This is a genomic window from Pseudomonas sp. DCB_AW (genome assembly GCF_026240895.1).
Lineage (GTDB): Bacteria > Pseudomonadota > Gammaproteobacteria > Pseudomonadales > Pseudomonadaceae > Aquipseudomonas > Aquipseudomonas kermanshahensis.
This window is the reverse complement of record NZ_JAPFCE010000021.1, coordinates 1-19,096: the sequence shown is the minus strand read 5'-3', so window position 1 is coordinate 19,096 and position 19,096 is coordinate 1. Positions and strand designations below refer to the sequence as shown.

14 protein-coding genes and 2 pseudogenes are annotated in these 19,096 nt (G+C 61.7%); 7 read left to right on the top strand and 9 right to left on the bottom strand.

The genetic code is table 11. From position 1 onward, the window contains the following. Positions 1 to 12: 12 nt before the first annotated feature. Both OO306_RS13960 and OO306_RS13955 read right to left on the bottom strand, forming a co-directional pair. Positions 13 to 939: a glyoxylate/hydroxypyruvate reductase A gene (locus OO306_RS13960; RefSeq protein WP_265969079.1), complete on the bottom strand. Its 927-nt coding sequence runs from the start codon at positions 937 to 939 to the stop codon at positions 13 to 15. 160 nt (positions 940 to 1,099) lie between these two features. After that, positions 1,100 to 1,987, bottom strand: coding sequence for a LysR family transcriptional regulator (locus tag OO306_RS13955; RefSeq protein ID WP_265969077.1), 888 nt, complete (start codon positions 1,985 to 1,987; stop codon positions 1,100 to 1,102). Positions 1,988 to 2,099: 112 nt separating this feature from the next. Between OO306_RS13955 and OO306_RS13950 the strand changes: the two genes are divergently transcribed. Then, positions 2,100 to 3,161: a YeiH family protein gene (locus tag OO306_RS13950; RefSeq protein WP_027595355.1), complete on the top strand. Its 1,062-nt coding sequence runs from the start codon at positions 2,100 to 2,102 to the stop codon at positions 3,159 to 3,161. A gap of 50 nt (positions 3,162 to 3,211) precedes the next feature. Further along, positions 3,212 to 4,585 carry a nucleotide 5'-monophosphate nucleosidase PpnN gene (gene ppnN, locus OO306_RS13945; protein ID WP_085274328.1) on the top strand — a complete coding sequence of 458 codons (1,374 nt, stop codon included), beginning with the start codon at positions 3,212 to 3,214 and terminating at the stop codon, positions 4,583 to 4,585. A gap of 9 nt (positions 4,586 to 4,594) precedes the next feature. Here ppnN and OO306_RS13940 read toward each other — a convergent pair whose 3' ends face one another. Both OO306_RS13940 and OO306_RS13935 read right to left on the bottom strand, forming a co-directional pair. Then, the gene (locus tag OO306_RS13940) at positions 4,595 to 4,726 is read right to left on the bottom strand and encodes a hypothetical protein (protein ID WP_265969076.1); all 132 of its coding nucleotides are present in this window, start codon (positions 4,724 to 4,726) and stop codon (positions 4,595 to 4,597) included. Between the two features lie 246 nt (positions 4,727 to 4,972). Then, on the bottom strand, positions 4,973 to 6,133 hold the full coding sequence (locus tag OO306_RS13935) for a GGDEF domain-containing protein (RefSeq protein ID WP_027595353.1): 1,161 nt from the start codon (positions 6,131 to 6,133) through the stop codon (positions 4,973 to 4,975). A gap of 263 nt (positions 6,134 to 6,396) precedes the next feature. Here OO306_RS13935 and OO306_RS13930 point away from each other — a divergent pair, with 263 nt between their 5' ends. Both OO306_RS13930 and OO306_RS13925 read left to right on the top strand, forming a co-directional pair. Continuing rightward, the gene (locus tag OO306_RS13930) at positions 6,397 to 7,173 is read left to right on the top strand and encodes an RHS repeat-associated core domain-containing protein (protein WP_265969075.1); all 777 of its coding nucleotides are present in this window, start codon (positions 6,397 to 6,399) and stop codon (positions 7,171 to 7,173) included. Between the two features lie 134 nt (positions 7,174 to 7,307). Beyond that, positions 7,308 to 7,476 (top strand): annotated as a pseudogene (locus OO306_RS13925) (transposase); the annotation flags it as partial. Between the two features lie 395 nt (positions 7,477 to 7,871). On the opposite strand, the gene pssA reads toward OO306_RS13925, so the two are convergent. Next, complete coding sequence (gene pssA / locus OO306_RS13920; protein ID WP_265969074.1) at positions 7,872 to 9,200, bottom strand: CDP-diacylglycerol--serine O-phosphatidyltransferase; 1,329 nt, start codon at positions 9,198 to 9,200, stop codon at positions 7,872 to 7,874. A gap of 158 nt (positions 9,201 to 9,358) precedes the next feature. Here pssA and OO306_RS13915 point away from each other — a divergent pair, with 158 nt between their 5' ends. Next, positions 9,359 to 10,351 (top strand): GlxA family transcriptional regulator, encoded by a 993-nt coding sequence (locus OO306_RS13915; RefSeq protein ID WP_085274324.1) that lies wholly within the window; start codon positions 9,359 to 9,361, stop codon positions 10,349 to 10,351. 121 nt (positions 10,352 to 10,472) lie between these two features. Here OO306_RS13915 and OO306_RS13910 read toward each other — a convergent pair whose 3' ends face one another. The 3 genes from OO306_RS13910 to katG all read right to left on the bottom strand — a co-directional run bounded on the left by OO306_RS13910 (position 10,473) and on the right by katG (position 15,645). Then, positions 10,473 to 11,807 (bottom strand): MFS transporter, encoded by a 1,335-nt coding sequence (locus tag OO306_RS13910; RefSeq protein ID WP_265969072.1) that lies wholly within the window; start codon positions 11,805 to 11,807, stop codon positions 10,473 to 10,475. Positions 11,808 to 11,929: 122 nt separating this feature from the next. Further along, positions 11,930 to 13,141, bottom strand: coding sequence for a M24 family metallopeptidase (locus OO306_RS13905; RefSeq protein ID WP_265969071.1), 1,212 nt, complete (start codon positions 13,139 to 13,141; stop codon positions 11,930 to 11,932). Between the two features lie 245 nt (positions 13,142 to 13,386). After that, positions 13,387 to 15,645 carry a catalase/peroxidase HPI gene (gene katG, locus OO306_RS13900; protein ID WP_265969070.1) on the bottom strand — a complete coding sequence of 753 codons (2,259 nt, stop codon included), beginning with the start codon at positions 15,643 to 15,645 and terminating at the stop codon, positions 13,387 to 13,389. 459 nt (positions 15,646 to 16,104) lie between these two features. Between katG and OO306_RS13895 the strand changes: the two genes are divergently transcribed. Beyond that, positions 16,105 to 17,010: a LysR family transcriptional regulator gene (locus OO306_RS13895; protein WP_027595347.1), complete on the top strand. Its 906-nt coding sequence runs from the start codon at positions 16,105 to 16,107 to the stop codon at positions 17,008 to 17,010. Positions 17,011 to 17,022: 12 nt separating this feature from the next. Here the strand turns inward: OO306_RS13895 and OO306_RS13890 are convergent, their stop codons facing one another. Then, positions 17,023 to 17,901: a DMT family transporter gene (locus OO306_RS13890; RefSeq protein ID WP_265969068.1), complete on the bottom strand. Its 879-nt coding sequence runs from the start codon at positions 17,899 to 17,901 to the stop codon at positions 17,023 to 17,025. Between the two features lie 247 nt (positions 17,902 to 18,148). Between OO306_RS13890 and OO306_RS13885 the strand changes: the two are divergent. After that, positions 18,149 to 18,970 (top strand): annotated as a pseudogene (locus tag OO306_RS13885) (aldo/keto reductase); the annotation flags it as partial. Positions 18,971 to 19,096: the final 126 nt, after the last annotated feature.

The window sequence follows — 19,096 nt, the reverse complement described above, 5'->3', positions numbered from 1 at the left end:
CCCCCAAGCGCATCAATAGCCCTTTGAACGATCAACAACGTTGAGCAGTGGCAACCCACGCTGCTCCCGCTCCACATTCGCCTTAATCACAGCCACGGCACCTTTGACCTGCACGTTGCTCGCAATGTGCGGCGTCACCAAAACTCGAGGGTGGCACCAGAACGGATGATCAGGCGAAAGTGGCTCCTGATCGAAAACATCCAGAACCGCTCCTCCGAGCCTTCCTCCATTCAATGCCTGCAGAAGGTCTTCTTCAGCTACGTGCGCACCTCTAGCGACATTCACAAGCCCAGCACCCTGCGGTAACCGATTCAACGTGGCAGCATTCAGAATCCCCTGAGTTTCAGGAGTTAAAGGCAGAAGGTTGACCAGAATGTCGCACTGCTCCAAGAAGTCATACAGCTCTTCTCGTCCGACATAACACCGCCCATCCGGTACCTCTTTGTAGGAGCGATTCCATGCGCTCAACTGAAAGCCGAAGGGTCGCAAACGGTCGAGAGCGACTAGCCCCAAATTACCTGCGCCCATGATGCCAACGCGGCGCTCGCTGGCTGGAATGATGGGCATGGGCGTCCAGCATCTCTCCCGCTGACTGATCTGGTAATCAAAAATGTCACGATGCAGGGCGAGCACGCTAAACACTACGTACTCGGCCATGATATCGGCCATCGACGTTTCGATGAGGCGCACCATCGAGACATGCTCTGGCAGCTGGGACAGGTCGAACTGATCGACACCGGCGCCGGCTGAGTACAGCGCCTTGAGGTTTGGGAATCGCTGCATGAGATCCGGAATCGGCTCCCAGGCGATGATGTACTGAACCTCTTCTGGATTACCCGCATCTGGCCACAGACGAAAATCAAGTTCTGGGGCCTGTTGAGAAAAAACCTGACGCCATTCAGCTGCGCTGCTGGGCTCGGCCATGTACAGGATACACATGTCTAGCTCCTAGATTTCTGACCAGACATCATGCCTGCCTTTCAGCAGTGATTGCTTGACACCAAAACACTATAGAGCTCGCGCTCATTACTACTCGGAGCCGGTTGTTACGCAGCACGTGTTGAATGTGGGTTAATACCACCGCTAGAGACCAGCTCTGCTAACCCTCTTTCGGCTCGCCCACACACAACTCCATGAACCGCGCCGCCGCCCGCGACGGCGTGGCGGCATGGGGCATCAAGATGGAAAAGCGCCTGACCAACGGCTGCGGCGTAATGCGCAGCCGCCGCAACACGCCATCCTCATGGCGAATCGACATGGCCGACACAAAGCCAATTCCCATACCTGCCCGCACCGCTTCCTTTACCCCTTCCACACCGGCGATTTCCATCGCGACGCGCATTGCCACGCCACTGCGGGCAAACGCCCGCTCGACAATCTGCCTCACCCCGGAGCCACTCTCGCGCAGCACCAGTGGGTAGGCCCCCAAAGATTCCAAGGTCTGCGCCTCGTCACCGGCCAACGGATGAGTACTGGGCACGATCGCGACGATCTCGTCCTCCCGCCACGGCGTGACCCCGGTGCCCAACGGCAACTCCTGCCCGGGAGGCCCTTCGATCAAGGCGATATCGACACTGCCCAGCGCGGCGACAATTTCAGCCGTGTTGCCATTGGAGGTGCTCACCGACACGTCTGGGTAGCGTGCGTGGAAGTCGGCGATGAGGTACGGCAGCAGGTAGCTGGCCGGCGTGGTACTGGCGCCGATGAGCAAGGTGCCGCGCTCCAGGCCGCGCATGGCCTCGCGCAGGGCCTGGGCCTGGCGGAAGGTATCGCGCAGCCGCTCGGCATGGGCCAACAACTGCTCACCTGCAGCCGTGAGGCGCACGCCGCGCCCCGCGCGTTGGTAAAGGGGCTCACCGAAAGCCTCCTGCAGCAACTTGAGCTGCCCGGACACGGCGGGCTGCGACAGGTGCAACGCCTGGGCCGCGTGGCTGATGTTGCCATGCTCGGCGACGGTGGCGAATGTTATCAGCTGTTCTGGGGTCATGAATTCAAAATATCAGCTAAACGGATACTTCACATCCTGAATTACGATTTTTTATAAGCTTATAACCAGATTAACGTAGGCCTTGTCGAAATACTTTTCCCGGAGGACTCACATGGCCACGGTTCCATCCCACCCCGCCTACGCGCCTACCCTCTCTACCCGAGGGCGGCTCAATGGCATTTTGTTCGTGGCGCTGTTCGCGCTTGCTGTCACCCAACTGGCAGCCTTGCCCGCCATCGCCAACCTGGGCATCAGCCCGCTGATCGTCGGTATCGTTGCCGGTGCCCTGTACGGCAACGCGCTGCGCGATGGTGTGCCGGCGAGCTGGGCGGCGGGCATCAACTTCTCGGCCCGCGGGCTGCTGCGCATCGCCGTGGCCTTTTTCGGCCTGCGGGTCAGCCTGCAGGAAATCGCCGAAGTCGGCTGGTCTGGCCTGACGGTTTCGCTGCTGGTGGTGGTCAGCACCCTGCTGATCGGGCTCTGGTGCGGCATGAAGCTGCTCAAGCTGGACCGCGACACCGCGCTGCTCACCGCTGCTGGCAGTGCCATTTGCGGCGCCGCTGCAGTACTTGCGTTCGAGTCGGCGCTGCGCAGCGCCCCGCACAAGAGTGCCATGGCCGTTGGCAGCGTGGTGCTGTTCGGCACCCTGTCGATGTTCCTTTACCCCTTGGCGATCAATGCCGGCTGGCTGCACCTGGATACCCTGGGGGCGGGCCTGTTCCTGGGCGGCACAATCCACGAAGTGGCCCAGGTGGTAGGTGCAGCCAGCAACGTCAGCCCCGAGGCGACGCACATCGCCACCATCGTCAAGATGACCCGGGTGATGCTGCTGGTGCCGGTGCTGCTGGTGGTAGGCCTGTGGATCAGCCGCTCGCGCCAGCCGGGCCAGGCGCAAGGCAACGGCCGCATCGCCATGCCTTGGTTCGCTTTCGGCTTCCTGGCGCTGGTGCTGGTGAACTCGCTGCAGGTGCTGCCTGGCAGTGTGACCCAGGCGATCAATAGCCTCGACACCTTTGCCCTGACCATGGCCATGACGGCGCTGGGGATGGAGACACGCTTCAGCCAGATCCGCCAGGCAGGGCCACGGGCGCTGCTGACCGGGGCGATACTGAACCTTTGGCTGGTGGGGGGCGGGCTGGCAATTACGCTGGGTGTGCAAAAGCTCTTCGCATGACTTATGGTGTTGTCTAAGAAGGATGTTTTACCTGCACAGGAAAGACTTAGATGCCCCAACGCCATGTCATAAATGCATCCGTCAGCCCCAAAGGCAGCCTGGAGACGCTGTCGCAACGTGAAGTCCAGCAACTGAGCGAAGTCGGTACCGGTAGCCTCTACACCCTGTTCCGCCAGTGCGCGCTGGCCATCCTCAACACCGGCGCGCATGTCGACAATGCCAAAACCATTCTCGAGGCCTACAAGGACTTCGAGGTGCGTATCCACCAGCAAGACCGGGGCGTACGCCTTGAGCTGCTGAATGCTCCCGCCGATGCCTTCGTCGATGGCGAAATGATCGCCAGCACCCGTGAAATGCTGTTCAGCGCCCTGCGCGACATCGTCTATACCGAAAGCGAGCTGGCCAGCCAGCGCATCGACCTGGAAAGCTCCCAGGGCATCACCGATTACGTGTTCCACCTGCTGCGCAACGCCCGCACCCTACGCCCAGGCGTGGAGCCGAAGATGGTGGTGTGCTGGGGCGGCCACTCGATCAGCAGCGAGGAATACCAATACACCAAAAAGGTCGGCCACGAACTGGGCCTGCGCAAGCTGGACGTCTGCACCGGCTGCGGCCCTGGCGTAATGAAAGGCCCGATGAAAGGCGCCACCATCGCCCACGCCAAGCAGCGTATGCACGGCAGCCGTTACCTGGGCCTGACCGAGCCGGGCATCATCGCCGCCGAAGCGCCCAACCCGATCGTCAACGAGCTGGTGATCTTGCCGGACATCGAGAAGCGCTTGGAAGCCTTCGTTCGTGTCGGCCACGGCATCATCATCTTCCCGGGCGGCGCCGGTACTGCCGAAGAGTTCCTCTACCTGCTCGGCATCCTCATGCACCCGGACAACCAAGGCCTGCCCTTCCCGGTCGTGCTCACTGGCCCCCGCAGTGCCGAGCAGTTCCTGCTGCAACTGCACGCCTTCGTCGGCGCCACCCTCGGTGAAGCCGCGCAAAGCCACTACCAGATCATCATCGATGACCCGGCCGAAGTCGCGCGCCACATGGTCGAAGGCCTCAAGGAGGTCAAACAGTTCCGCCGCGAGCGCAACGACGCCTTCCACTTCAACTGGCTGCTGAAGATCGACGAGGGTTTCCAGCACCCGTTTGACCCGACCCACGCAAACATGGCCGAACTCGCCCTGCGCCGCGAGCTACCGCCCCATGAACTGGCCGCCAACCTGCGCCGAGCGTTTTCCGGCATCGTTGCTGGCAACGTCAAGGACAAAGGCATCCGCCTGATCGAAGAACACGGCCCCTACCAGATCCGCGGCGACAGCGCAGTATTGGAGCCACTGGGGCGATTGTTACAAGCATTCGTCGACCAGCACCGCATGAAATTGCCGGGTGGTGCCGCCTATGTGCCGTGCTACCAGGTAGTGACCTGAAAACGATGTCTAGCGCCAGCTCTCGAGCTGGCTGTTGATCTTGATCTGGCTGTTGATCTTGATCTTGATCTTGATCTGGCTTTTGACCTTCAGCGACTCAGGAGGCCGAGCGCAGGCCTTGCGGAGGGAGGTGACGGGCAAGGATGCCCGTCAAGCGCTGGGGCCCAGGATGGGCCCTGCAGCGCGGTCCTCCCGGGAGCAAGGCCGTAGCGAGGGGACCCCGAAGCGCAGCGTAGGGGCCGTATGATGGAGCGCAGCCCTTTTTGGTTACTTTTTGGGGCGTTTGCCAAAAAGTGACCCGCCGTAAGGGCGGAAAGGTGACTAAGCGTCGCCCCAATGCTGGATCAACCACCCCCTCAAAACCAACACCAACACCCACACCAACGATCAAGAAACCAAACCCTCCCGCTCAACCAGCCGAATACTGTCACGCCCCCCGCGCTTCGACTCATACAACGCCACATCCCCCTGCTCAATCAACGCCGCCAAACTCACCGGCGGCTGATCAAACACATTAGCCCCAATACTCAACGTAACCGCCTGCGGCGTGGGCACCGTCTGCCCAGCAAACAGCTGAAACCGCTCACGCAACTGGCTACCCAGCTCCACCACCCGCTCCCGCGTCGCCTCACTGAGCAGAATCACAAACTCATCCCCCCCAAGCCGCGCCGCCAGCGAGCGCTCCGGCAACACCGCACGAATCATCTCGCTCAAGGCGATCAACAGCCGATCCCCCGCAATGTGCCCGTGCAAATCGTTGACCAGCTTGAAGTTGTCGATATCGATCAACAGCAAGGCCCCCGGCCGCGCCGGGCTGACCTCTTTGAAAAAGTGCGGCGCCCGCACTTCCAGCGCCCGCCGGTTGTACAGTGCCGTCAACGGATCGCGCGCCGCCAGCCTGGCGATACGTTCTTCACGGCGATAACGCACCGTCCCCGTCATCGACAGCGCAATCAACATGATCGCCATCGCCCCCTCGACCAGGGAAATTTGAATGATCAGCCCGCCAAAGGTCGCCAGGTCAATCAAGGTGCCCGGCGTGATCGCAATGATCGCCTTCGCCACATAGAACAACCCATGGATCAGCAACACATAGCGCAATTGCACCGCGCCCACGCTCAGCGACCTGCCGTGGGGCTTCAACAAAAAGCTGGCCTTGAGGGTCAACAGCGCCACCAGCAACGAGTTGACCATCAGCATCACCTTCGACCACTCCGGCCCCGCGGGCAGCAGCAGTAAGGCGAACCACACCGGCACCATCAGCAGCCAGGTGCGCGACAGGCGGTTCTGGGTAAAGCGCAGCACCCCCATCAGGAAAAACGCATGCGCCACCACCAGCAACCCGTTGGCGAACCAGATGCCGATCAACAGCAAGCCAATGCCACGCAACAGGGCCAGAGTGGAGCCAACGGTAATAGTGGCGAAGCCCGCGCTCCAAAACAGGAGTGAAGCCTCGCGAACGCTGCGCCATTCGATCGCCAGGTACAAAGCAGCAGCGGCTGCCAGGGCGATCGTAATCGTCAGCATCGTGGGTGGATCAAGCGCCATAGACGGTTTGGCCTATCTGGTTAACGTGGGAAACGCCTCATTGTATTCGTTTGCCATTGGTTTTCAGAGGGGGAACACGCAAACGATCATATCAATTCGAAGCGCCCTCACAGCGCAGCACCCTCCAGTTGTTGACTGTGCTCCAGGTTGCGTATCAGTACCCATTTTCACTACGCATCTATGAACCTAGCAATTTTACCAGTAGCACATTCAGCGTTGAACGTTAAGAATGCCTGAAGCGCTCACCTCCGATGGCTGCATAAATGAATGCAAATGAGCTTTACCCTAATTTTCCCGGTGACTACACTGCCTACGGTTTTATTCCAACATCTGTGTATTCTCAAACCGTCTGTGGCTTCCATGGTCAGAGAAAAGATTCGCTTATGGCAGTCTATTGGTTGGGCAATGGATACCGCGCCTACAGTCCGATCCTTATGCGATTCTTGTCGCCCGATAACGTAAGCCCCTTCGAAGCCGGAGGTATAAATGCTTATGCATATTGTGAAGGTGACCCTATCAACAACAGCGACCCGACCGGGCACATGAAGACCGGCGTTGATCAGCTTGTTATTAGGCCAGAGGGGGCTCCCGGTAACGTTCCAACTGCACCTCAGGTCTCGGTCGCCACCCGAAACCGATCACTATCACCTGGGACAATCCAGTCCTACCTTGGCGATGTGCTACCTACGACCTCTTCGAACAGCGGGCAGTTCCAGGCGCCGCCTTCCGCCACCGGTCCGAGAATACAAATTTCTTTAGGTCAATATATCGCAGCGGACAACACCATCAACCAAATTGCTGCGACACTTCCAGCAATGCGAGAACAGCATGTAATTGAATACAGGCTCACCATGGGGGCCTGGCTAGGCGCTTTTTACTTAGGGCGCCTTGATTATGACACTGCTGTACAAATGATAAATTCAACACCGTCTCTCAACATGAATCTGCGTCGACAAGCTGGTTCCCAAGTCCGGGCCGTATTGGACCACGTCATGGCAAAGTCGTTGAATAACCCTATCGCTACCAACCCGCGATTTTAGTAACTTAGGCTCTGTACGAGATCCCTAGAAACCCAATTAAGGCCTCTCGGAAGCTGAATTTTTGTACAGTTTGGTGCTCTGCTCGGGTGCTGCGTAGCGAGATAGGCCGGAACAACGGTTTATCAATGATTTCGGGGCTGGATAAACCACGGGATTCGGCCCAAGTACCGACAGCACAACATCATCGAGCGCATGTTTGGCTGGCTGAAAGAGAACCGCCGGGTCGTGACACGCTTCGATAAGCTCGCGAAAAGCTATGCCACCATGGCTTCACTGGCTTGTTCCATGCGTTGTTTGCGACAGCTTTTTCGTACAGCGCCTACTCCGCAAGTCTTATTTTCATACCTAACCTCTCAAGGTAATCCCTGGGTGGACCTAGCCGCTCTATCGGTGGCTGGTAGTGCCCTGAATAATTATTCAAAACAAAGACGCCATCAAATTTACTTATGTAGCCTGCACTGATAACTTCGCCGCTATCGCCGGCTCGCAGTTGACCGTATCTAGCGATGCTGGCATGACTTAAATATCCATCACTGTAGCTGTCGGCGAGGCTAGCAGTCAGATCTTTGTTGACTTGCCTTTTACTCTTCATGTGACGTTCCGTCGTCCGGGAGCTTTCCTACCAGGGCTCTGCGATCAAGTCAGCAGCGGCCACCCGAGCTGCGCTGCGGTGGCGGATGTGATGCCGCTGCAGATACTCACAGGACTCGTTTGATCAACGGTTCCAGGCGGCTGTAACGCAATCGCCGCAGGAACTTGCGCACTTCCTTGGGGTGCTCGGCCTTGACGCCCAGTTCTTCGGCTGAGCTGATCTTCGGCGCATGCCGGCGAATGCCCTCCAGCTCCACCTCACGCGGCACGATCCACTGCCCCTGCGCGTCATCTATAAGCAAGCCATTCTCAAGGTCCAGGTTGAACCCACGCGGATTGAGGTTGTTACCGGTCAGCAGCGAATAACGCTGGTCGATCCACAGCCCCTTGGCATGGAAGGTGTGCCCGGGGTCGTTCCAAATCCGCACTTCGAGCTGGCCATTGGCAAGCGCGGTCTGGCGACGGCGGGCAAAGGCGCGCAGGTTGTCCTCGTACAAGTAGGGCAACGCGCCGCTAGCACTGAACGGCTCACCCGGGGCTATATAGAAGTCATTGGCCGTGCGATCGCCAACGATCAGCTCCACGCGCACGCCACGGTCAAGCGCGTGGTCAATTTCGCGCATCAATACCCGAGGCGGGTTGAAATAAGGCGTGCTGATGATGATCTGCGTGCGTGCAGCGGCCAGCAGTGCGCAAAGTGCTTTGTTGAGCGGGTTGCCCCGCCCAACGCCAAGCAGCGGGATGACCCGCAAGCCCTGCCCCGCTTCGCCGGCGGGTACCTCATAGACCATGCGCCGCAGCCGCGCGCGCAAACGCCGGATGTCACCGCGCAAGCTGCGGGTCGCTGGCGGTGCCGGCAAGTCCAGCCGCGGTGTGGCGGTGTGGTGCAGCAAACGTCTAACCAGGTCGACCATGGCATCGGCCAGCGCAGGCGACTGGAACAGGTGATAGCGATCCAGGCGATAGCGGTCGAAACGGTGCAGGTACACGTTGTTGAGGCTGGCACCGGTGTAGATCACACAGTCGTCGATGATGCTGCCTTTCAAGTGCAACACACCAAACAGCTCGCGGGTTTGCACCGGAACGCCGTGGATCACTACATCCAGCCCCCGCAATTGGCGCTGGGCCTGGTACCAGGCCGCATTACCCGGCTGCCGCCCGCCCCCCAGCAGGCCACGGCGGGCACGGAACCAGTCAACCACAATGGTGATTTCCAGGCCTGGCCGCGCGGCCTTGGCCTGGTACAAGGCATCGAGCACTTCCTGCCCGGCCTCGTCCTCCTGCAGGTACAGGGCGACGATGACGATACGCCGGGTCGCCGTCGCGATGCGCTCGAGCAGGCAGCGACGGTACGCCGCGGCATCGGGCAATACCTGGATCGCCTCAGGCGCGAGGGCGAAACCTGGCAGCGCCGCCAGCATGGATTCGGGGTTCACGTAGGTTCACCTTCTGTCTGCATTCAGGTCCATTCCTGGCCACCAGCCCGGGGTGTAAGATCGACCGGGTAACGACCTATAACAACAAGAACCATGCGAGGCCTGTTTTTCTCACTGCCCCCGACAAATCACGCCTCAGCTTGCACAGGAAGATCGCAATGGTCCACCCCGTTTCTGCAATCGTAACGCCTTCGCCCGCCAAGACCTTCGGTTTTCTGATCTTGCCCAACTTCACCACCATCGGCCTGGCGTCGGCGGTGGAGACCCTGCGCATGGCCAACCTGGCGGCCCGCCGGCCGATGTACCGCACCGTGCTGATCGCCGCCAGCGATGAACCGGTGGCGGCCAGCAACGGCATGCGCGTGTTGCCTGACTACAGCATCGGCAACGCCCCGGCGCTGGACGCCCTGTTGGTGGTCGGGGCCAACCCGATCGATCGCAGCCGTGGCAACCGGCCCTTGATCGACTGGCTACGCCAGCTGGCCCGTCAACGCCTGCCGTTGGGCGGCATCTGCACAGGCAGTTACCTGCTGGCCAAGGCCGAGTTGCTCAAGGGCTACCGCTGCACCATCCACTGGGAAGACATGCAGACGTTGCAGGAGCAGTTCCCCGGTATCGTCATTTCTGGCCAGCTGTTCGAACTGGACCGCGACCGCTACACCTGCTCGGGCGGTGTGGCGGCCATGGACATGATGCTGCAACTGGTGGCCCGCGAAGAAGGTGGCCAGGACATCGCCGCCAAGGCCGCCGAACTGCTGCTGTGCGACCGTGTGCGTGGCGAGCGCGAACGCCAGCGGGTGCCCCTGCGCACCCTGCTCGGCAGCGCTCAGCCCAAGTTGAGCCAGGTGGTGGCGATCATGGAAGCCAACCTGGAGGAGCCACTGGCGCTGGAGGAGCTGGCCAGCCTCAATGAAGTGACCGTGCGCCAATTGGAGCGGTTGTTTCATAAATACCTGCAGCGCACGCCCAGCCAGTATTACCTGGAGTTGCGGCTGTCGCGGGCGCGGGAGTTGTTGTTGCGCAGCGATGTGCAGGTGCGTGAGGTGGCGCTGGCCTGTGGGTTCAGCTCGCCGGCGCATTTTTCCAAGAGTTACAGCCGGTTTTTTGGGCTGTCGCCGCTGGGGGAGCGGCGGCAGGCTTCGTTGCACTGATATCAAACAGTGCTGGCCTCTTCGCGGGCAAGCCCGCTCCCACAGAATTTCCACTCACCTTGAGCGCGGTGGGGGACCGGTGGGAGCGGGCTTGCCCGTGAAAAGGCCGGCACAGCTTGAATCAATCCTTCAGGGCCGCATGCGCCGTCTCCCGGCACATCAGCATCGCCACCAGCGCCACCAGTGCTGCGGCCAACAGGTACCCCGCCGGCGCCAGCTTGCTGCCGGTCGCCTGTATCAGCCAAGTGGCAATGAACGGCGCCGTCCCGCCAAACAAGGCATTGGCCACGTTGAAGCTCAGGGCAAAACCACTGAAGCGCACCCGCGTCGGGAAGATCTCCGCCAACAGGCACGGCAAGGTCCCATCGTTCATCGCCAGCATCGCGCCAAACAGAATCTGGATGGCCAGAATCACCAGCAGCGGTTGCCCATCGAGCAACGTGAACAAGGGCACGGTGAGCCCCAAAAACAGCAGCGAGGCGATCACCAGCATGGTCTTGCGGCCAAACTGATCCGACAGCCGCCCCATCAGGAAAATCAGGCCGATGTAAGTGGCCAATGAAACCGTCGAGGCAATGAAGGCATCTCGCTCGGTCATGCCCAGCTCTGTGGACAGGTACGTCGGCATGTAGCTGAGCAGCAGGTAGAACGCCACCGCGTTAAGGCACGTGACGCCGATACCGATGCCTAGGCTGCGGCGATGCTGGGTCAGCAACTCGCGAATCGGTGCCGGGGTCATGCAGGCCTTGTTCTCAAGACGCTGCTCCATCTCCAGAAACTTTGGGGTGTCCTGCAGGCTCATGCGGATGTAACGGCCCACCAGCCCGAACGGTGCAGCCAGCAGGAACGGCAGGCGCCAGCCCCAGCTGTGCAGGTCCTCGGTGCTGAGTAGCTCATGCAGCACCGCCACAAACGCCGCACCGAACAGCAACCCTGCTGCCGTGCTGGCCGGCACGATACTGGTGTACAGGCCACGCCGGCCCTGGGGCGCGTATTCGGCCAGGAAGGCCGATGCCCCCGCGTATTCGCCCGACGCCGAAAAGCCCTGCACCAGGCGTATCACCAGTAACAGGCACGGTGCCCATAGGCCGATCTGCGCATAGCCAGGCAGCAGGCCGATGCAGAAGGTCGAGATCGACATGATCAGGATCGACAACGACAGCGCGTTGCGTCGCCCATGGCGATCACCAAAGTGGCCCCAGACCACGCCGCCCAGCGGGCGAACGAGAAACGACAGGGCGAACACCGCGAAGGTCGCCAGCAGGCCGGTAGTTTTGTCGGTTTGCGGGAAAAACGTGGCGGCAATGATGGTGGCGAGGTAGCCGTAGGCGGCGTAGTCGAACCATTCGACGAAGTTGCCCATGAAACTGGCGCGCGCGGCCTTGCGCAGTGCCTGGCGTTCGGCGCTGTACACGGCGCCGCCGAGGGTTGAGGCGTTCAGGGTGGTGCTGGACATGACGGGTACCCTCTGGTTCTTCTAATTGGAGGCAGGGTCTGGTGGTCATACAGTGATTTTATTGTTGTTGGTGCCGGCCTCTTCGCGGGTAAACCCGCTCCTACAGGGGCCGGCACCCAGCATCATTTGCGGATGATGTTGTGCTCCGGCCCGTACGGGAACTTGGTGATGTTTTCGGCGCCGCTGTCGTTGACGATGAGGATATCGTGCTCGCGGTAGCCGCCAGCACCCGGCCGCCCTTCGGGCAGCATGATCATCGGTTCGATCGACACCACCATGCCCGGCTCCAGCACGGTGTCGATGTCTTCGCGCAGCTCAAGCCCCGCCTCGCGACCGTAATAGTGGCTCAACGTCCCAAACGAATGGCCATAGCCAAACGTGCGGTACTGCAGCAGGTCGTGACGCAGGAAGATCTCGTTCAGCTCACGGGCAATGTCACTGCAGCGCATGCCCGGGCGCACCAGTTTCAGCCCAGCCTCATGCACCTCGACGTTGGCCTGCCACAGGCGCAGGTGATCATCCGGGCAATGGTCGAGGAACAAGGTGCGCTCAAGGGCGGTGTAATAGCCAGCGATCATCGGGAAGCAATTGAGGCTGAGGATCTCACCCTTGCCCACCGTGCGGCTGGTGACCGGGTTGTGCGCGCCGTCGGTGTTGAGCCCGGACTGGAACCAGGTCCAGGTGTCCATCAGCTCGCCGTCGGGGAAAGACTTGGCGATCTCGCGAACCATCGCCTGGGTGGCATGCAGCGCCACTTCGTACTCGGGCACATGCTCACGCAGGGCCTCGACCACTGCCGCGCCGCCGATATCGGCCACCCGCGCGCCGTGCCGGATCAACGCCTGCTCTTCTGCGGACTTAATCATGCGCATGCGCATGCACGGGGCGCCGATGTCCAGCAACTCGGCCTTGGGGTAGCAGGCGGCGAGCTTAGCGTGGTTTTGCAGGTTGAGGTGGTCGTATTCCACGCCGATGCGCGAGGCCAGCGGCAGCGCTTGTTGAATGGCGACGAAGAAGTTGTCGCGTTGCCAGTCGGTGTAGACGATGTTGTCGGTGCCGACCGTGCGCCGCCAAGGCTGGCCGCCATCGATGTTGGCGCTGATCGAGACGACCTTGTCCTGGGTCACCACCAGTGCATAGGGGCGGCCAAACGAGCAGTAGAGGAAATCACTGTAGTAATTGACGTTGTGGTACGAGGTAAAGATCGCCGCTTCGATGTCCTGCTCGGCCATGTAGGCCCGCAGGCGGGCGTGGCGGGCTGCGTATTCCTGAGCGGAGAAGGTCGCTTTGACCTTGTCGCCGTTGCGGATCTTCAGGGTTTTTGGCATGTGCATGGTCGGGTTCCTTGTCGTTGTGAGCACGCTGTTTCAGGCCGGCCGCCTGAGAAGCATTGCAACAGAACGAACGAGGACGCTTTTGTATCTATCCGACCTGGAATTGGCGGGATGGCCACCGACGTGTAGGAGCAGCCTTGTGCTGCGAAGAGGCCGGCACAGGCAGCCCGAATTGCGGCTCTCTGTACCGGCCTCTTCGCAGCACAAGGCTGCTCCTACACAGGTTGTGGGGTTTCAGGCACGCTTTATTTCAGATCAAAGCGGTCCAGCTCCATGACTTTTACCCAAGCCGCAACGAAGGCCTTCACAAACCTGTCCTTGCCATCGCTGCTGCCATACACCTCGCTCAACGCCCGCAACTGGGCATGCGAACCGAACACCAGGTCAACACGGCTGCCCGTCCATTTAACCTGCCCGGTCTTGCGGTCCCGGCCTTCAAAGCGCTCGTTGTCGGCTGACGTCGGCGTCCATTCCACGCCCATGTCCAGCAGGTTGCGGAAGAAGTCGTTGCTCAACGTACCCGGCTTGTCGGTGAACACCCCGTCCTTGCTGCCGCCATGGTTGGCGCCCAGCACACGCAGGCCGCCGATCAGCGCGGTCAGCTCGGGCGCCGTCAGGGTCAGCAGTTGGGCCTTGTCCAGCAGCAGCTTCTCGGCCTTGACGCTGTAACGGTCCTTGGTGAAGTTGCGGAAGCCATCGGCCAGCGGTTCCAGCACAGCGAACGACTCAACATCGGTCTGCTCTTGGGACGCATCGACGCGGCCGGGGCGGAAGCCGACGCTGCCACTGTAACCCGCATCCTTGGCAGCCTTCTCGACGGCGGCGGTACCTGCCAGCACGATCAGGTCGGCCAGGGAGACCTTCTTGCCACCGTTGTTGAACTCGCCCTGGATCTTCTCCAGCGCTGCCAAGACCTTGCCTACGCCCTGGTTCGCAGCCCAGTCTTTCTGCGGTGCCAGGCGCAAGCGTGCGCCATTGGCTCCACCGCGCTTGTCGGACCCACGGAAGGTCGAGGCTGAGGCCCAAGCAGTCGATACCAACTCGCCCACGCTCAAGCCTGAAGCCAGAATCTTGGCCTTGAGCGCTGCGACATCCTGCTCGCCCAACGATACCGGGTCGGCTTTAGGCAGCGGGTCTTGCCACAGCAATTCCTCGTTGGGCATTTCTGGCCCGAGATAGCGCGCCAGCGGGCCCATATCGCGGTGGATCAGCTTGTACCAGGCACGTGCGAACGCGTCCTCTAATTGCTCGGGATTGTCCCTGAAGCGGCGGGCGATCGGCTCGTAGATCGGATCGAAGCGCAGCGCCAGGTCGGAGGTGAGCATGGACGGCGCATGGGTTTTGCTGGGGTCATGGGCATCCGGCACGGTGCCTGCGCCTTTGCCTTCCTTCGGCCGCCACTGGTGTGCACCGGCCGGGCTCTTGGTCAGCTCCCACTCGAAGTTGAACAGGTTTCTGAGGTAGTCGTGGCTCCAGCGCGTCGGCGTCGAGGTCCAGGTCACTTCCAAGCCGCTGGTGATGGTGTCGGGGCCTTTACCGGAGCCGAATTTGTTGGCCCAACCCAGGCCCTGCATCTCCAGGCCCGCAGCCTCGGGCTCGGCCCCCACATTGTCGGCGGGGCCTGCGCCATGGGTCTTGCCGAACGCATGGCCCCCGGCGATCAGCGCCACGGTCTCCTCATCGTTCATGGCCATGCGGCCGAAGGTTTCGCGGATGTCTTTGCCTGAAGCGACCGGGTCAGGGTTGCCTTCCGGGCCCTCCGGGTTGACGTAGATCAGGCCCATCTGCACGGCGGCCAGCGGGTTTTCCAGGTTGCGCTCGGCCTGCAGGTTGCGGCTCTGTTCTTCACCGTGCTTGGCGGGTTCGGCCACCAGGTCACCCTGGCCGGGTTCCTGTGCCTTGACCTGCTCCTTGCCGTAGCGGGTATCGCCGCCCAGCCAGACCTTTTCCGAGCCCCAGTACACGTCTTCATCCGGCTCCCACACATCGGCACGCCCGCCAGAGAAACCAAAGGTCTTGAAGCCCATGGACTCCAGCGCGACGTTGCCGGTGAGGACGATCAGGTCGGCCCAGGAAATCTTGTTGCCGTACTTCTGCTTGATCGGCCACAGCAGGCGCCGGGCCTTGTCCAGGCTGACGTTATCCGGCCAGCTGTTGAGCGGGGCGAACCGCTGCTGACCGGAACCGGCGCCACCGCGGCCATCGCCAATGCGGTAGGTCCCGGCGCTGTGCCAGGCCATACGGATGAACAGCGGGCCGTAGTGGCCGAAGTCGGCGGGCCACCAGTCCTGGGAGTCGGTCATCAGGGCCGTCAGGTCTTGCTTCAGGGCCTGGAAATCGAGGCTCTTGAAGGCGTTGGCGTAGTCGAAATCCGGGTCCATCGGATCGGATTTGGCGGTATGTTGGTGAAGGATTCTCAGGTTGAGCTGGTCAGGCCACCAATCACGGTTGGTGGTGCCGCCACCTGCGGTTTGATGGAACGGGCATTTCGATTCGTTCGACATCTGTGGGTACCTTTGGGTCGGTTATCCAGATTTCCGGTCTATGCCAGGTGTTCTATCAGCCGAGCGCTTGGGCTCGTGCCTACCCCTCATCAGGTCTGGTCGGTGTCTTGCCGACACGGGGCTTGCGAAGCTGTCACGGCGGGGCGCTACGGTCTTGAACACAGGTGCTCAGGCGCGCCCCGGCCGCGGAATTCACAGGGCCAGGGGAAAGACTAGCCGAGCTTGGGCAGACTTCTAATAGAGCGAGTATTACGGGGTAATAGGCTGGCTCTGTCAGCGTTTTGCCGTGCCGGCCTCTTTGCGGGGCAAGCCCGCTCCCACAGGAGATTCGAGCCCCGTACCAAACCTGTGGGAGCGGGCTTGCCCCGCGAAGAGGCCCGCACATCCATACAAGGCAATCGGGCCTGCGCCGTGCTTCAATACACCGCCAATCCCCTCAGACCCCGTGAGCCAACCCCCATGAACCGCAACGACCTGCGCCGCGTCGACATGAACCTGCTGGTGCTGTTCGAAGCCCTGATGATCGAACGCAACCTGACCCGCGTCGGCGAAAAACTGTTCATCACCCAGTCCACCGTCAGCGCCGCCCTCGCCCGCCTGCGCGAGCTGTTCGACGACCCGCTGCTGATCCGCAACGGTCGGGCCATGGAGCCCACGCCACGGGCGATGCAGATTTTCACCGAGCTGGGGCCGGCCATGGATGTGATTTCTTCCGCCATCAGCCGTGCGCGGGCGTTCGACCCCGCCAACAGCTGCAACGTATTCCGCCTTGGGCTTTCGGACGACGCCGAGTTCGGCCTGCTCCCTGCCCTGCTTCAAGCCTTGCGCGAAGAGGCACCCGAAATCAGCGTGGTGGTGCGGCGGGCCAACTTCCTGTTGATGCCAGGCCTGCTCTCCAGCGGCGAGATTTCGGTGGGCGTGAGCTACACCACCGACCTGCCGGCCAACGCCAAGCGCCGCAAGTTGCGCGACATTGGCGTGCGCGTGCTGCGCGCCGACGATCGACCGGGGCCACTGACCCTCGACGAGTACTGCGCCCGCCCGCATGTGATGGTGTCGTTTTCTGGCGACATGAGCGGCAACATCGACCTGGACCTGGCGCGTATCGGCCGTTGCCGCAAGGTGGTGCTGGCCGTGCCGCAGTTCGGCAGCCTGCGCGCACTGCTGCGCAACACCGAACTGATCGCCACAGTACCGGACTACGCCGCCTGCGCCCTGGCCGATGACGGCAGCTTGCGCGCCGACCCAGCGCCCTTCGAAATCACCGAGGCAGAATTGTCGATGGTCTGGAGTGGCGCCCAGGACAACGACCCGGCCGAGCGCTGGTTGCGTGAGCGGATCCTGCAGTTCATGGCATCGCCATGAACCCAGGCCGTGTCACTTGCTCCGCTGCATCCACGCCGCGCCCAGGCCACTGATGCAGATGATCGAGATCCCCACCAGGCCCAGGCTGTCTGGCACCTGGCTGTAGAACAGCAGCCCAAGCAGCCCGGCAAACACGATCTGGCAGTAGCTGAACGGCGCCAGCAGCGCCGGTGCGGCATGGCGAAACGCCTGGGTCAGCAGCAGGTGGGCCGTCATGCCGAAACCACCCAGCGCCAGCATCAACAGCGCGTGGTCCCAGCGCGGCACCTCCCAGAAAAACGGCACCAGCGCACTCATCGCCAGGGTGTTGCACAGCCCTGCATAGAAGTTGCTGGTGGTGGGGCTGTCATGGGCAGCCAAAATCCGCGTCAGCAACTGATAGAAGCAGAAGCCCAGCGCCGAGCCGAAGGGGTACAGGATCGCCGGCGTGAACATCGCACCACCGGGGTGCACCACCACCAGTACCCCGATAAAGCCCATCACCACCGCCACCCACTGCCCCACCGTCACCCGCTCCTTGAGCAGGGGTGCCGACAAGGCCGTGACCAGCACGGGCGCGAGGAAGTTGACCGCCGTGGCCTCCGCCAGCGGCAGGTATTGCAGGCCGGTGGTGAACAGCAGGCTGGTGCTGAGCAGGCTCAGGGCACGCAGGGTCTGCAACAGCGGGCGACGGGTGCGCAGTACATTGAGGCCAGACTTGGGCAGGAAGATCCCGGCCATCAGCAGGGTGTGCACCACATAACGCGCCCACACCACCATGATGATCGGGTACAGGCCGCCGAGGAACTTGGACAGGGCATCGTGGCTGGCGAACAGGAACGTCGCCACCACCACCAGGGCGATACCACGCAGCGGTTGGTTGACTCCGGACAGCGGTGTGCTGGAACTCATGGCGTTCTCGACGGCGGCGCGGCCGGATGCTGCGCCCAGGAAAAGCCGCACAGGGCTGGCCTGGCGGATGAAACAGCTCGAATTCTAGAAGAGATAGACGAGGATAAGGAAGTTCAATTGGCGCTTGTCCAGGCCAAACGCAATTTCCGTTCGCTGATCGACCACTTTCGCCCCGCCGCGCATGGTCCGCGCCGGGCTGATCGAAGACCATCCCCTACGGACTCTGTAACCACTACAAGGAACTGTCATGCGAAGGCTCACCACCCCTAACGGCCTGGACCTGCCCTGCATCGGCCTGGGCACCTGGCCGATGACCGGCAGCGAGTGCACCCAGGCTGTGCGCCAGGCTCTGGACCTGGGTTACCGACACATCGACACCGCCACCGCCTACAACAATGAAGCGGCCGTGGGCCAGGCCCTGCGCGAGAGCGACGTGCCACGCGAGCAGATCCACCTGACCACCAAGGTCTGGTGGGACCGCCTGGACCCCAAGGCCATGCGTCAGTCGCTGGAAGACAGCCTGCGCGTGCTGGGCACCGAGCAGGTCGACCTGTTCCACATCCACTGGCCGGGCAAGGACTGGGACTTGGCCCGCAGCATCGAGACCCTGGTAGCCCTGCGTGACGAAGGCAAGGCGCGCAGCATTGGTGTCGCCAACTTCCCGCTTGGCCTGCTGCGCCAAGTGGTCGAGACGCTGGGCGCGCCGTTGTCGGCCATTCAGGTGGAGTACCACGTGCTGCTCGACCAGCAGCCGTTGCTCGACTATGCGCGCCGCCACGACTTGCTGCTCACGGCCTACACCCCGCTGGCACGCGGGCAGGCGGCGCAACAAGAGGTGATCCAGGCGATTGCCCGTAAGCATGGCGTCCTGCCGAGCCAGGTGGCACTGAAGTGGTTGCTCGACCAGGACGGCGTCGCGGTGATCCCCAAGGCCAGCAGCCGCGAGAACCAGTTGGCGAATTTGGCGGCGCTGGACGTGCAGCTGGATGATGAAGACCGGGCATTGATTGCGGGTTTGCCGAAGGATCAGCGCGTGGTCAGCCCCGACTTTGCGCCTGACTGGAATACCCACCGTTGGCTCCAACTGCTTCGCCAAGGCCGTACCGACTACGGGCGAAGGTGGCCTGGCCTGGGGCAATACCCTGAGCATTGCCCGGCAGAAGTCGCTGAACAACTGTGTGCGCTATGCAGGCAG

Bases quoted from the DNA above. Each gene is read 5' to 3' on its own strand.
- OO306_RS13915 (WP_085274324.1), top strand. From the start codon at position 9,359: ATGGTCCACCCCGTTTCTGCAATCGTAACGCCTTCGCCCGCCAAGACC.
- OO306_RS13935 (WP_027595353.1), bottom strand. From the start codon at position 6,133: ATGGCGCTTGATCCACCCACGATGCTGACGATTACGATCGCCCTGGCA.
- OO306_RS13910 (WP_265969072.1), bottom strand. From the start codon at position 11,807: ATGTCCAGCACCACCCTGAACGCCTCAACCCTCGGCGGCGCCGTGTAC.
- OO306_RS13895 (WP_027595347.1), top strand. From the start codon at position 16,105: ATGAACCGCAACGACCTGCGCCGCGTCGACATGAACCTGCTGGTGCTG.
- OO306_RS13905 (WP_265969071.1), bottom strand. From the start codon at position 13,141: ATGCACATGCCAAAAACCCTGAAGATCCGCAACGGCGACAAGGTCAAA.
- OO306_RS13950 (WP_027595355.1), top strand. From the start codon at position 2,100: ATGGCCACGGTTCCATCCCACCCCGCCTACGCGCCTACCCTCTCTACC.
- ppnN (WP_085274328.1), top strand. From the start codon at position 3,212: ATGCCCCAACGCCATGTCATAAATGCATCCGTCAGCCCCAAAGGCAGC.
- OO306_RS13930 (WP_265969075.1), top strand. From the start codon at position 6,397: ATGAATGCAAATGAGCTTTACCCTAATTTTCCCGGTGACTACACTGCC.
- katG (WP_265969070.1), bottom strand. From the start codon at position 15,645: ATGTCGAACGAATCGAAATGCCCGTTCCATCAAACCGCAGGTGGCGGC.
- OO306_RS13960 (WP_265969079.1), bottom strand. From the start codon at position 939: ATGTGTATCCTGTACATGGCCGAGCCCAGCAGCGCAGCTGAATGGCGT.
- OO306_RS13955 (WP_265969077.1), bottom strand. From the start codon at position 1,987: ATGACCCCAGAACAGCTGATAACATTCGCCACCGTCGCCGAGCATGGC.
- OO306_RS13890 (WP_265969068.1), bottom strand. From the start codon at position 17,901: ATGAGTTCCAGCACACCGCTGTCCGGAGTCAACCAACCGCTGCGTGGT.